11 protein-coding genes and 5 tRNA genes are annotated in these 12,403 nt (G+C 59.1%); 2 read left to right on the top strand and 14 right to left on the bottom strand.

Translation table 11 applies throughout. From position 1 onward, the window contains the following. Positions 1-29: 29 nt before the first annotated feature. The 3 genes from PMX72_RS01685 to PMX72_RS01675 form a co-directional block, all read right to left on the bottom strand. Positions 30-827: an HAD-IIB family hydrolase gene (locus tag PMX72_RS01685; protein ID WP_117757384.1), complete on the bottom strand. Its 798-nt coding sequence runs from the start codon at positions 825-827 to the stop codon at positions 30-32. 82 nt (positions 828-909) lie between these two features. Continuing rightward, positions 910-1,488: an urease accessory protein UreE gene (locus PMX72_RS01680; protein ID WP_271729709.1), complete on the bottom strand. Its 579-nt coding sequence runs from the start codon at positions 1,486-1,488 to the stop codon at positions 910-912. 3 nt (positions 1,489-1,491) lie between these two features. Continuing rightward, positions 1,492-1,920: an FKBP-type peptidyl-prolyl cis-trans isomerase gene (locus tag PMX72_RS01675; protein ID WP_035138874.1), complete on the bottom strand. Its 429-nt coding sequence runs from the start codon at positions 1,918-1,920 to the stop codon at positions 1,492-1,494. Between the two features lie 120 nt (positions 1,921-2,040). On the opposite strand from PMX72_RS01675, the gene PMX72_RS01670 reads away from it, so the two are divergent. Next, positions 2,041-3,054, top strand: coding sequence for a dipeptidase (locus PMX72_RS01670; RefSeq protein WP_271729710.1), 1,014 nt, complete (start codon positions 2,041-2,043; stop codon positions 3,052-3,054). 74 nt (positions 3,055-3,128) lie between these two features. Further along, complete coding sequence (locus PMX72_RS01665) at positions 3,129-3,905, top strand: M48 family metallopeptidase (protein WP_271729711.1); 777 nt, start codon at positions 3,129-3,131, stop codon at positions 3,903-3,905. 6 nt (positions 3,906-3,911) lie between these two features. On the opposite strand, the gene folB is transcribed toward PMX72_RS01665, so the two are convergent. The 11 genes from folB to PMX72_RS01610 all read right to left on the bottom strand — a co-directional run bounded on the left by folB (position 3,912) and on the right by PMX72_RS01610 (position 12,401). Beyond that, entirely contained in the window at positions 3,912-4,397 is a 486-nt protein-coding gene (folB, locus tag PMX72_RS01660) for a dihydroneopterin aldolase (protein ID WP_055251396.1), read from the bottom strand. Positions 4,398-4,440: 43 nt separating this feature from the next. Next, positions 4,441-5,022, bottom strand: coding sequence for an HD domain-containing protein (locus PMX72_RS01655; protein WP_199583454.1), 582 nt, complete (start codon positions 5,020-5,022; stop codon positions 4,441-4,443). Between the two features lie 2 nt (positions 5,023-5,024). Continuing rightward, positions 5,025-5,582: a GTP cyclohydrolase I FolE gene (gene folE, locus PMX72_RS01650; RefSeq protein WP_117735797.1), complete on the bottom strand. Its 558-nt coding sequence runs from the start codon at positions 5,580-5,582 to the stop codon at positions 5,025-5,027. A 66-nt stretch (positions 5,583-5,648) separates the two neighbouring features. Continuing rightward, the gene (gene nrdG, locus PMX72_RS01645) at positions 5,649-6,230 is read right to left on the bottom strand and encodes an anaerobic ribonucleoside-triphosphate reductase activating protein (RefSeq protein ID WP_117735798.1); all 582 of its coding nucleotides are present in this window, start codon (positions 6,228-6,230) and stop codon (positions 5,649-5,651) included. 427 nt (positions 6,231-6,657) lie between these two features. Next, the gene (gene nrdD / locus PMX72_RS01640; protein ID WP_117757387.1) at positions 6,658-8,880 is read right to left on the bottom strand and encodes an anaerobic ribonucleoside-triphosphate reductase; all 2,223 of its coding nucleotides are present in this window, start codon (positions 8,878-8,880) and stop codon (positions 6,658-6,660) included. Positions 8,881-9,547: 667 nt separating this feature from the next. Beyond that, positions 9,548-9,622 (bottom strand) — tRNA-Val (locus PMX72_RS01635). Between the two features lie 3 nt (positions 9,623-9,625). Further along, positions 9,626-9,701 (bottom strand) — tRNA-Gly (locus PMX72_RS01630). A 141-nt stretch (positions 9,702-9,842) separates the two neighbouring features. Then, positions 9,843-11,576: a glycoside hydrolase family 13 protein gene (locus tag PMX72_RS01625; protein WP_271729878.1), complete on the bottom strand. Its 1,734-nt coding sequence runs from the start codon at positions 11,574-11,576 to the stop codon at positions 9,843-9,845. Positions 11,577-12,099: 523 nt separating this feature from the next. Next, positions 12,100-12,175 (bottom strand) — tRNA-Gly (locus PMX72_RS01620). Between the two features lie 42 nt (positions 12,176-12,217). Further along, a tRNA-Cys gene (locus PMX72_RS01615) sits at positions 12,218-12,291 on the bottom strand. 34 nt (positions 12,292-12,325) lie between these two features. Then, a tRNA-Gly gene (locus tag PMX72_RS01610) sits at positions 12,326-12,401 on the bottom strand. Positions 12,402-12,403 lie beyond the last annotated feature (2 nt).

Below are 12,403 nucleotides of genomic sequence, written 5' to 3'. Positions count from 1 at the left end.
AAATAGATTTCTAGGTATGTCCCGAAAACCTACTCGGCGAGCAGACGGCGCAGCTCCTCTTCGACCGTGCGCACGTAGCGGACGTGGTCGTTGATGCCACGCATAGAGGGATTGCAGCTCTCCATTAGATAAGGATGGCCCACTACGTTGAGCATGTCGCGGTCGTTTTCGTTATCGCCAAACGCCATCATCTCATCGGGCGAAATACCCAGGGCACGACCGTAATCGGCAAGCGCGGAGCCCTTGCCCGAACCGAAACCGATAAAGTCCGTCCATTCGGTTCCCGACGTCATCACGTCAACACGGTCGCTAAAGAGGCGCTCGAAATACTCCAGGGCCGCCGGCTGATCCACCTCGGGCATCTGGAAGGCAATCTTAATGACGTCCTCGTCGATGTCCTCGGGACGGCCGACCACCGCCACATCGCAGTGGACCTCATAGCGCAAATGGTCGACGAACGCATCGTTGCCGCTTATGGTGTAGAGGTGCCCCTCGCAGGAAAGGGTAACGTCGGCATGGGGGTAGGCGACCACGGCATTCGCGATATCCATCGCCAGGTCACGCTCCATAGAGCGCTTGACAACGGCACGCCCCTCGCTCATCACCAGGGCTCCGTTTTCGCATACATAGGCGAGCTCATCGGCCACCGGGGCAAACAGGTAGCGCAAGCTCGCATATTGACGGCCGCTCGCCGGCATAAACACGATACCGCGACGATGCAGTTCATCGATGAGTTCAAAGGCCTCGGAACGCGGCTCGCGCTCCCCCGGATGCAGCAACGTGCCGTCCAAATCGCATGCAATCAGCTTGATTCCCTCAAGACCCATATGCTTCCCCAAAGCCTCCTATCAACAGCAAGACGGACCTTGATCGGTCACCCCTCAAAGCCCGTCTTGCGCATACGCGCGCTTAGTCGCGCGTCTTTTTTACGATGGTAAAGTCGGGAGCCATGCTCACGACGGCCTCCGCCGCACTCGATGCGAAGCGCCGGTCCGCATCGAGTTCACGGGTAACCACCGAGAGCCGAACACCCTCGACGCCCCGGAGCATGCGGCCCAAAACAGGCTGCACCGGCGTATACATGCGCACGGTATGCTCGTCCGAATCGCCTCGGAAAAGCGGCGCGTGCATATTGCCGATCTCCCAGCACGCATGCGCGAGCGCAATCGGATCCATGCGGTCGACTTCGACCAAATAAACCTCGGCGCTGCGCAGGCGCACGACAACCGCCACGGGCACCATGCCCGAACGGTCGATGGCGAGCACGTCGCCATCGGCAAGACGACCGCCGTCGGCAGCATCCAGCCGAACATCGATCGTGCGCCCCAGCTCCGTCACGCCCGCAAACGCGCATACATCAGCCCGGTCCCAATCGAACAGTAGCTCGTCAACTTCAAAGACGCCGCCCAACTTCCGGCGAAGCAGGAGTTCATAGGACGGATCGTTGAGATTTCCCAAGCATGTCGTCGAAACCAAGCGTTCAGGCATACTCTAACCCTCGACCTCAACGAGCTCGATATCAAAGTTGAGGTCCTTGCCGGCCAGCTCGTGGTTGGCGTCGAGCGTCACAGCCTCGGGCGTTACGTCGATGACCACGGCGGGAACGGGCATACCGCTCGGCGTGGACAGGAAAAGCTTCATGCCCTTCTCGATCTGCTCGATGTTGGGAACCTGTTCGGCCGGGAAGGTCAGAACCATCTCGGGATTGTGCTCGCCGTAGGCATCGGCAGCAGGAATGTGCACGGTCTTCTTCTCGCCCACCTGCATGTCGACAACAGCGGCGTCGAAGCCCTTGATCATCTGACCGGCGCCGCAGGTGAACTCCAGCGGCTCGCCGCGATCGTAGGAGCTATCGAACTGCGTGCCGTCATCGAGCGTGCCGCGATAATGGGTCTTGACCTTCTTGCCCTGGTTGGACATGGTAACCTCCGTGATAAGGGCGGCGCACAACGCGGGCCGCCGTGAACATATGGCGCTAACTATACCCTAGTCATACAATTCAATGACAGTTTGCAAAGAAACGCTGCAACCGGAGGAACCATGGCATATCCCGTATTTGACCTACACTGCGACACTGCCGACCGAATCGGCTGGGCCACGCTCGATCTCGACCTGCGCTTTACCGCCGGCACCGACGGTTATTTCCCCGGCGACGAAACGCATCCGCAAGATTTCGACCTCATCGAGGGTAACGCCTGTGCCATCTCGCTCGCAAAGATCGGCAACACGCCGTGGGCACAGTGCTTCGCCACGTTTGTCCCCGACGAGATTCCCACCGCCCACGCCGCGCGCTTCCAGGCGCAGATCATGGCGCATATGAGCGGCCAGGCAATGCTCAACCACGACCGTATGGTCAACGTGCGCAGCGCCGCAGACATTCGCCCCGCGCTCAAGGACGGCAAGGTCGCTTGCATCCACACCATCGAAAACGCCACGTTCTTTGCCGAGGACCCCGCGCTGATCGAGGTGCTCAAGAGCCTGGGCGTGCTTATGTCGTCACTCAGCTGGAACGCGCAGGGACCGCTCGCGAGCGGCCACGACACCCACGCCGGCCTCACCGCCGCCGGCATCGAGGCGCTTACGCAGATGGAGCACGCCGGCATGGTGCTCGACGCCTCCCACCTCAACGATGAGTGCTTTGACGAGGTCGCCGCCCGCGCCACGCGTCCCTTCGTCGCCAGCCACTCCAACTCCCGTGCGGTTTGCGGCGCCAAACGCAACCTTACCGACGACCAGTTCCGCACCATTCGCGACATGGGTGGCATCGTCGGCCTCAACTACTGCAGCGAGTTCCTTTCCAACGACGCAACCGACAAGACCGCCGCAGACGTCACCTTCGACCAGCTGGCGGCGCATATCGAGCACTGGCTCGACCTGGGCGGCGAGGACGTCATCGCGCTCGGCGGCGACTGGGACGGCGCCACGGTGCCCGCTTTCCTCTCCGATGCCAGCAAGATGCCCGAGTTCCAGAACATGCTTTCCAAGCATTTTGGCAAGACCGTGATGCAAAAGCTCTGCAGCGACAACGCGCTTGCCTTCTTCGAGCGTTATTAATTTCACATCCCTTGAGCGGGCCGGCATGCCGAACGGTCGACATGCCGGCCCGTCCCCGATCTGAAGGACCGCTTTTGACGCAGCAGTTTACGATTTCCGCATCCCGACCGGATGGGACGACCATCCCCGTCGTCGTTACCAAAAAGCGCGTCAAGAACTTCAACCTACGCGTCACATCGAGCGGCGAGGTCCACGCCAGCGCACCGATCGGCGCCAGCCGCGAGCGTATCGAAGCGTTTGTGAAGTGCAACAGCGCCTGGATTATCAGCCGACTTGCCCAGCGCGAGCAACGTCAGGCGACGGCACGAGAGCCGCTCAGCCCCTCGTCCATCATTGCACTTTGGGGCAAGCCCATCACGGTACAGGATGCACTCGATCACAACTTTGCATCACCCGCACCGCGACCCAAACAGGCCACCTTCGCAAGTTTTATGGGTACCGATGAATCGGACGAAGGCCCACAGGCCAAGCGGCACGCAATCCTCGACGGCCTAACGTCCGATGAGCTCCAAGCCCGTATCGACCAGCTCTATGCAACCGAGGTCACCACGGCGCTGTACGATATGGTGCACGCGTACGAAATCGCAATGGGCGTCACCGTGGCCCGCGTCTCCGTGCGCAGCATGAAAACGCGCTGGGGATCATGCACGCCCAAGACCGGCGCCATTCGCATCGCACTCGAACTTGCCGCCTATCCCATCGAATGCCTCGACATGGTTGTCGCCCACGAGCTCGTCCACTTGCTCGAGCCAAGCCACAATCAGCGATTCCACGCCCTGCTCGACACGTACTGTCCCAACAATAAAGCTCTGTCGCAGCGGCTCAAGCAGCCACCCATAGAGTCGTATTAGAACCGGTTAGCGCACGCGCTCGATCTCGACGCCGCAGCTTGCCAGGGGCAGGCCAACAGGAGCCCACGGCTTATCGAGCTTTATGCGCACACCAAGCAGCGAGGGATAACGGCGCAGCAGCATCTGGGCTGTCCCCTCGGCTGCCGCCTCGATGAGCTTAAACGTATGCTCGCGCAGATAGCCATCGACATCGTGGCACACCGAGCCGTAGTCAATCGAGGCATCCAGGTTATCGTGCTCCCCCGCCGCGCGCAGGTCGGCATAGAGCACCAGAGAAACGATGAACTTCTGACCCAGCGCGTTCTCCTCGGGATACACGCCATGGTTGGCAAAAACCTCAAGGCCGTCAATGACAATACGATCGGCATGGCGCAGATCATCATAGCTCACGTGAGGCACCGCCGTTGCGGTGGATATTTCGCCCCTTCCACGGCGGGCGAGCTCAGCACCTTCAGTCTTGGTTGCATTCTCGGGCAGTTTTTTGTTACTCAACGCGATCGTCTCCTTCGTTTAGAACCCCAACCGCGCAAACTAACTACACGCGAATCGACAGGTTCTTTTTATCATCGCTCCAGTTGCAAGCATTGCGCGCGGGGCATGCAAAGCAGGCGCGCGACGCTTTGTCGGCTGCATAGAGCAGACGCTCAAGCGGTTGGCTGTTCACGCGCAGCTTTCGATGGCCCAGAATGGCCGTCTTAATGGCTGCGGCATCGGCCGGCTCAAACGCCACGTCATCGGGCATGCCGCCGAGAATCGCATCAGCGACGCGTTCGCTTGCAACATCATGGGATATACCCGATTCATACTGTTCATCTTTGCCGATATCGTGAAGAAGTGCCGTGGCGTAGATGACCTCGCGGTCAAATTCGAGCTGTTCCTCGAGATTCTTGATCCACATAATGCGAGCGACATCGAGCAGATGGTCAATACCGTGGCGGCAGAAGATGCGCCCCGATTCCAACTGTGCAATGTTGCCCAGGTGCCGCCGGAACAGCCCGTTGGCACAAATGTAATCAATGCGAGGCATGGCACCAAAGGGGGTCAGGCCCGAAGCCATAAAGCCGCGACGCGACGTCCCCTCATCGGTCTTCGATGTAAAGTCGTTGACGACTCTCATGGTTAGCGGCCCAACATCCTAAAGAAACGCTCCTCGAGCGCGGGATCGGTCTCAAAGACGCCGCGGCGAGCGAGCGTCACGGTCTTGGTGCCGGGCTTTTGCACGCCACGCATCGTCATGCACATATGCTCGGCCTCCATCAACACAATCGCTCCCTGGGGAGCGAGATAGTCCATGAGGGCATCGGCAACCTGTGCACACAGTTGCTCCTGCAGCTGCAGACGGCGGGCATAAACCTCAACCGTGCGGGCGAGCTTGGAAAGCCCAGCCACCCGACCGTTAGGGATATAACCAATGGCGGCCTTGCCATAAAACGGTAGCAGATGATGTTCACACAGCGAATAGAACGTGATGTCGCGCTCGATAACCAAATCGTTCGAAGCGACGGCAAAGGTTTTGGACAGGTGCTCCTCGGCACTCTGGCCCATGCCGCCGGCGATCTCACCATACATACGGGCAACGCGCGCCGGGGTCTCCAACAGGCCCTCACGAGTTGGGTCCTCGCCTATGCCCTCAAGCAACAGCTTAATGGCGGCCTCGACTTTTTCCTGATCGACCATCTGGGCCTCACTTTTCCGATTTCACGTTCGCGCTATGGTACCACGCCCTCCGGCATCGACCACAAGCTACATAGTATGGGTCGAATAGACCGGATCATCACGCCAAAGTTCAACCGCATCACAAAGCGCAACGCCCTCGCGCTCAGCACGGGCGCGCGTAGCGTTCATATCGATCACGCGCTGGTTGCTCGAGCCCCTAAAGCGCAATGAGATATCATACAGATCCTGAACAAACGGGCCATCCACCAACATATCGAGGCAGGCAAGGATACGGTCCGTGACCTCGGTATGGTGGCGGCCTCCCGGCATAAGCTCCTCGAGCACATCGCCGGTGAAGCACCAAATAGTCTTCCCCGACCCCGCTGGATAGGCCGCGCGAACACGCTCGACAAAATCAACGAGTCCCGCCTGATTCTCGGGCTCCATAGGCTCGCCGCCCAGAATCGTCAGGCCGTCAATAAAGGGATGATCGAGGCTCTCGATAATCTTGTCCTCGACGGCACGATCAAACGGCTCGCCCGCGGCAAAGTCCCACGCGACGGAGTTAAAGCAATTCTTGCAGCCACGACGGCACCCGCTCACAAACAGAGAAGTGCGGACGCCTTCTCCATCAGCAATGTCGAAATACTTAATGTTCGCGTAGTTCATAGGTAACTCTCCCGGGAGGCCGGGACATATCATCCCGTCCTCAAACATTCTCGGCCTTCGGCCTGCGAAACTGCGGGCGGGACGATATGTCCCGGCCTCATGCAAAGGGTAACTCAATGAACGAAGCGAACATCGAGTATAGGGTTCGAGGTCTAATAAAAACTGGGTTGCGGCTCAACCGCCATCGCAAGCAAAGCGTTGTTGCAAGTCAACTTATTTCCGCTAAGAACTTCGAGGAGTGAGCAGACCGCATACTGCATCTCAGCTACATCAACTTGGCTGAACCGAGGGGGCCGCTTGGGCTTTTGCTCGATATGAGTTCCGCACGCAAAGAAGGCCACTTAATGTGGCCTTCGTCTTGCGCAGGACTGTCCGAAATAGCGAGCAAATGCCCAAGCGGCCCCCTCGGTTCAGCCCCGAAGCGGTACTAGAGATGCAGCACGCGGTCGCGGATCTCCTCGGTTCGACCCTGGTTCCAGAACTGGGTACCGATGTAGCCGCACGTGCGACGGGCGACATTCATCTTCTCCTGGTCGCGGTTGCCGCAGCTGGGGCACTCCCACACCAGCTTGCCGTCATCCTCGACAATCTTGATCTCGCCATCGTAGCCGCACACCTGGCAGTAGTCGCTCTTGGTGTTGAGCTCGGCGTACATGATGTTGTCGTAGATGTACTGCATCACGCGGATGACAGCCTTGAGGTTGTCCTGCATGTTGGGAACCTCGACGTAGGAGATGGCACCGCCCGGCGAAAGCTGCTGGAACATGCCCTCGAACTTGAGCTTGTCGAATGCGTCGATCTCCTCGGACACGTGGACGTGGTAGCTGTTGGTGATGTAGCCCTTGTCCGTCACGCCCGGGATGATGCCAAAACGACGCTGCAGGCACTTGGCGAACTTGTAGGTCGTCGACTCAAGCGGGGTACCGTACAGCGAGAAGTCAATATCGCTTTCGGCCTTCCACTCGGCGCACTTGTCGTTCATGCGCTGCATGACGGCCATGGCGAACGGCGTGCCCTCCTTCTCGGTGTGGCTGTGACCCGTCATGTACTTGACGCACTCATACAGGCCGGCATAGCCCAGGCTGATGGTGGAATAGCCGCCCACGAGCAGCTTGTCGATCGTCTCGCCCTTCTTCAGACGCGCCAGGGCGCCGTACTGCCAAAGAATCGGCGCGGCATCCGAAAGCGTGCCCATCAGGCGCTCATGACGGCAAAGCAGGGCACGATGGCACAGCTCAAGGCGCTCGTCGAAGATCTTCCAGAACTTATCCATGTCCTGATGCGAGCTCAGCGCGACATCGGGCAGGTTGATGGTCACAACACCCTGGTTAAAGCGACCGTAGTACTTAGGCTTGGTCGGGTCATAGTTCAGCGCGTTGGCGACATTGTTAAAGCCGTTGCCCGAACGGTCGGGCGTCAGGAAACTGCGGCAACCCATGCAGGTGTAGCAATCGCCGTTGCCGGCAGTCTCGCCCTTAGACAGCTTGAGCTCGCGCATCTTCTTCTCGGAGATGTAGTCGGGCACCATGCGCTTGGCGGTGCACTTGGCGGCGAGCTTGGTCAGATAGAAGTACGGCGAATCCTCGCGAATGTTATCGTCCTCGAGCACGTAGATGAGCTTGGGGAACGCCGGGGTGATCCACACGCCGGCTTCGTTCTTAACGCCCTCATAGCGCTGACGAAGCGTCTCCTCCACAATCATGGCAAGGTCGTGCTTCTCCTGGGGCGTACGGGCCTCATTGAGATACATAAAGACCGTCACGAACGGCGCCTGGCCATTCGTGGTCATAAGGGTCACGACCTGATACTGAATCGTCTGGACGCCGCGACGGATCTCGTCACGCAGGCGGTCCTCAACAACCTCGCGGACCTTTTCGGGAGATGCGGAAACGCCGAGCTCCTCGAGCTCGCGGGCGACCTCGCCGCGAATCTTCTGACGGCTCACCTCGACGAACGGGGCAAGATGGGTCAGCGAAATCGACTGGCCACCGTACTGGGAGGAAGCAACTTGGGCGATAATCTGCGTCGCGATGTTGCAAGCCGTCGAGAAGCTGTGCGGCTTCTCAATCAGCGTACCCGAGATAACAGTACCGTTCTGGAGCATATCCTCCAGGTTCACCAGGTCGCAGTTATGCATGTGCTGGGCAAAGTAGTCGGAATCGTGGAAGTGGATCAGGCCCTCATTGTGGGCATCCACGATCTCCTGGGGCAGCAGCACACGCTGAGTCAGGTCCTTGGAAATCTCGCCGGCCATGTAGTCGCGCTGGACGGAATTGACGGTCGGGTTCTTGTTAGAGTTCTCCTGCTTGACCTCTTCGTTATTGCACTCGATCAGCGACAGAATCTTGTCGTCGGTCGTGTTCTTCTGGCGCTTCAGGCTCTGGACATAGCGATAGATGATGTAGTGGCGGGCAACCTCGTAGCAGTCGAGACGCATGATCTCGTCCTCGACCAAATCCTGGATCTCCTCGACCGAAACGGTGTGGCCCGCGTTCTCACATGCCTCGGCGACGTTTTGTGCCGCGTAAACCACCTGGCGGTCGGTTAGACGAGAGCTCTCCTCGACCTCCAAGTTGGCGGCGCGGATGGCATTGACGATCTTATCGATGTCAAAGACAACCTCGGTGCCGCTGCGCTTGATGATCTTCATCCTCTTGCCTCTTTCGCATCGTAGCCTCATTGCGCTTCAGAGCCAAACGATGCCCGGCAGGGCTTGCCCCTGTCTTGCGGCGCCGTCGCGCAATCTGTGTTCTCGATAAACCATAAGCCTCCATGCGGACATTCCCAGGAGCCGATCAAGCGGCTCAAGGATACGTTCAAAAGAGGCAGTTAAGGTCTTCGTTCTCTGTCCGCCATCTATCATACGACAAAGAGGCATCTATATCCTGTATTCTTTTTTTAGATCAAACACAACATATAGTGTTTCAGCAGGTCAAAGCAATTAGTCATTTTGCAGACGCATTAAAAATGAGGGGTATTTGACAAGTCGGTAAAACGTTACCAACACGGCTACCTGCATGGCAGTTATAAAACCCCCTTAGTCAAGCCGCTAACAAATCCTACCAAAACCAAGCCGCTCACGCCAAAAGAATCCAAAAGATTATGCTTGACCAACATGTTGCGGTCATGCCTTGCCGAGCCTCATGCAACCGCGGCACGAATCCTTGAAAGATATGTGTATGCAAACGGAGAAGATGAGAGTTTCCTCGGATGACTACTGAGAGGCATCCCGGAAGATCAAAAACTCGAAATTTGGTGACGTATTTGGCGACCAAAACAAAACAGCCCAGGGGCGATGCCTCTGAGCTGCGAACATTTGGTGGGCGTTAGAAGATTTGAACTTCTGACCTCTTCCGTGTCAGGGAAGCGCTCTCCCCCTGAGCTAAACGCCCAAATGGAGCGGACAACGGGGCTCGAACCCGCGACCCCAACCTTGGCAAGGTTGTGCTCTACCAACTGAGCCATGTCCGCTTACGAGGATTAATCTTACGTGATGCCCGCATCCTATGCAAGAACTTTTTTTGAAAAGTTTTGCGACGCCCTCGCGAACCTCGCGAAGACATCAGCCGCCACGGAAGGTGCAGGCAAACTCAAACTCGCCGCAAGAGGTCTTTACATCTCACCGAGCATGATCCAGGCAGAGCTGTCCTGCGCGAGCCTGCCGTCTGCAAGCGGTGATGAAGTGAGCAGGACCCTGCCCGCCGGCAGCTCCACGGGTGCTGCACCGAAGTTCGTCACACACGCCCAGCCGTTATCGCGGCGATAGGCGATGACGCCACCCTCAGCGCCCTCGGCACCATCCGCAAGGCCGGTGCGCCCGTCAAGATCGAGCCACGCAAGATCGTTGGCGCACCCGCGCAGCTTGCGCCGCAGCCAGAGGGCGTCACGATAGAGCGCAAGCATCGATGTCGGGTCCGCTTCTTCCCCATCGGCAGCGTAATCGGAAAACCATGCAGGCTGCGGCAGATGGGGCGCCGCATCGGCGTCCGCCGGCGAAAACCCAAACGATCCGCCTTGCGCGGGATCGTCCGCTGCCACCCACGGCAGGGGCACACGACAGCCGTCGCGCCCCTTCTCGCGCTTCGGTCCGTGCGTATTGGTCGCAGTGGGATCTTCGAGTGCAGCCCATGGGATGTCAGCCACCTCAAAAAGGCCGAGCTCCTCACCCTGATACACGTATGCCGAGCCCGGAAGCGCCAACTCAAGCAAAAGGGCCGCCCGCGCGCGGCGCTCACCGAGTTCACGGTCCTCGTCATAAGACGACCCGTCGCGTAAGAGCCAGTCGAGCGCAATCTGATGGTAGCGCGTCGCATTGATTTGCGGCAGGGCATAGCGTGTCGCCACGCGCGGCACGTCGTGGTTGGAGAGTACCCAGGTCGAGGCGGAATCGGATTCGATGGCCGCCTTCAAGCCCTCCTCGATTGCAGCGTGCATGTCATCATAGGTCCAAGTAGCCTTGGCGAACTCAAAGTTGAATGTCTGGCCAAGCTCGCTGGGGCGCGCGTAGAGATACTGGCGCTCGGGCAGCACCCACGCCTCGGCAACGGCGCTGCGCGGCGGATTATAGCGGTCGAACACGCGGCGCCACTCGCGATAGATCTCGTGGACCTCGTTGCGGTCCCACAGCGGATGGGTGCCGTCGTCAACCATGTCATCGCCCTCGGCGAGATGCCACCGGTCGAGGTCATCGCGGTCGAGGTCCTTGGCGAGACCGTGCGCCACATCAATGCGAAAGCCATCGACGCCTCGATCGCTCCAAAACGCCAGGACGTCGCAAAAGAACGCGTGAACCTCGGGGCATGACCAGTCAAAGTCCGGCTGCTCGGGCGTAAACATGTGCAGATACCACTGACCGTCCGCAACACGCGTCCAGGCGGGGCCGCCAAAGTTGGCATTCCAATTGGTGGGAGGCAGCTCGCCGTGCTCGCCGCGACCATCGCGGAAGATATAACGGGCGCGCTCGGGCGATCCGGGGCCGGCGGCAAGAGCGGCTTTGAACCAGGGGTGCTGGTTGGATGAATGGTTAGGCACGATGTCGACGATGACCTTGATGCCGCGCGCATGAGCCGCAGCGATCATGTCATCGAAGTCGTCAAGCGAGCCGAGACGTGGGTCGACATCGCAGTAGTCCGCCACATCATAGCCACCATCGACAAGAGGCGATGGGTAAAACGGGCTCAGCCAGATGGCCTCGATACCCAGCTGCTCAAGATAGTCCATCTGCTGGGTAATGCCCGCGATATCGCCCAGACCCGAACCAGTCGAATCCTTAAACGAGCGCGGGTAGATCTGATAGATCGCGGCGTCGGACATCCATGAGCGCGAAGAAGACTTTTCTGTAGCCATGGGACGAGTCTCCCTTGCAACGAGGTTTTGCGAGATGCCCACGATGATACGCCCAAAGCGAACATTCGCGGCAAACAACGCCACGGCCACGTCCCAAAACGCTCGCTCCCTCACGGGCTCGAGCCTCCTGGGGCGAATCAATCGATTAGTGAAAAGAACGGAAAACCCACTTCCCCGGCCACGACAGCGAGCGGGCTCCGGGTGCCCCAGGTTGCCGCGAAAGAGGAGGGAAGCGTACTCTATGTACGCGACCGACGATTGAGGGGCAAGATGGGGTGCCCGGGGCTCGCGCAGCGTCAACAAAAAACGCGGTTCGTTAGAACCGCGTAAGATAGTTGGAGCGGACAACGGGGCGTCTGCGTATTCGCTTCGCGGATCCGCACCGGCTTCGGCCGCCTGCCGGCGTCCTCGCCAGCTCGCTACAAACGCTCCGCGTTTGCTTAACGCTCGCTCCCTCTCGGGTTCGAGTCCAAGCGATGGGTACGAAAAAGCCCGGCTACCGTAGTAGTCGGGCTGCTGCGTTTGGAGCGGACAACGGGGCTCGAACCCGCGACCCCAACCTTGGCAAGGTTGTGCTCTACCAACTGAGCCATGTCCGCATATGTAAAACAAAACGGGCGCCGGAGCGCCCGGATGTTGCCTGGAGGCGAAGCCCGGATTCGAACCGGGGGTAAAGGCTTTGCAGGCCTCTGCCTTACCACTTGGCCACTTCGCCGAAAAAGGACCGCCTAAACGGTCCGGAAATGCAATGGAGCGGACAACGGGGCTCGAACCCGCGACCCCAACCTTGGCAAGGTTGTGCTCTACCAACTGAGCCATGTCCGCTT

Origin of the sequence: Collinsella aerofaciens, assembly GCF_028207065.1 — a bacterium.
In the GTDB taxonomy this organism is placed as follows: domain Bacteria; phylum Actinomycetota; class Coriobacteriia; order Coriobacteriales; family Coriobacteriaceae; genus Collinsella; species Collinsella aerofaciens_AR.
This window is presented reverse-complemented; position numbering and strand designations above follow the sequence as displayed.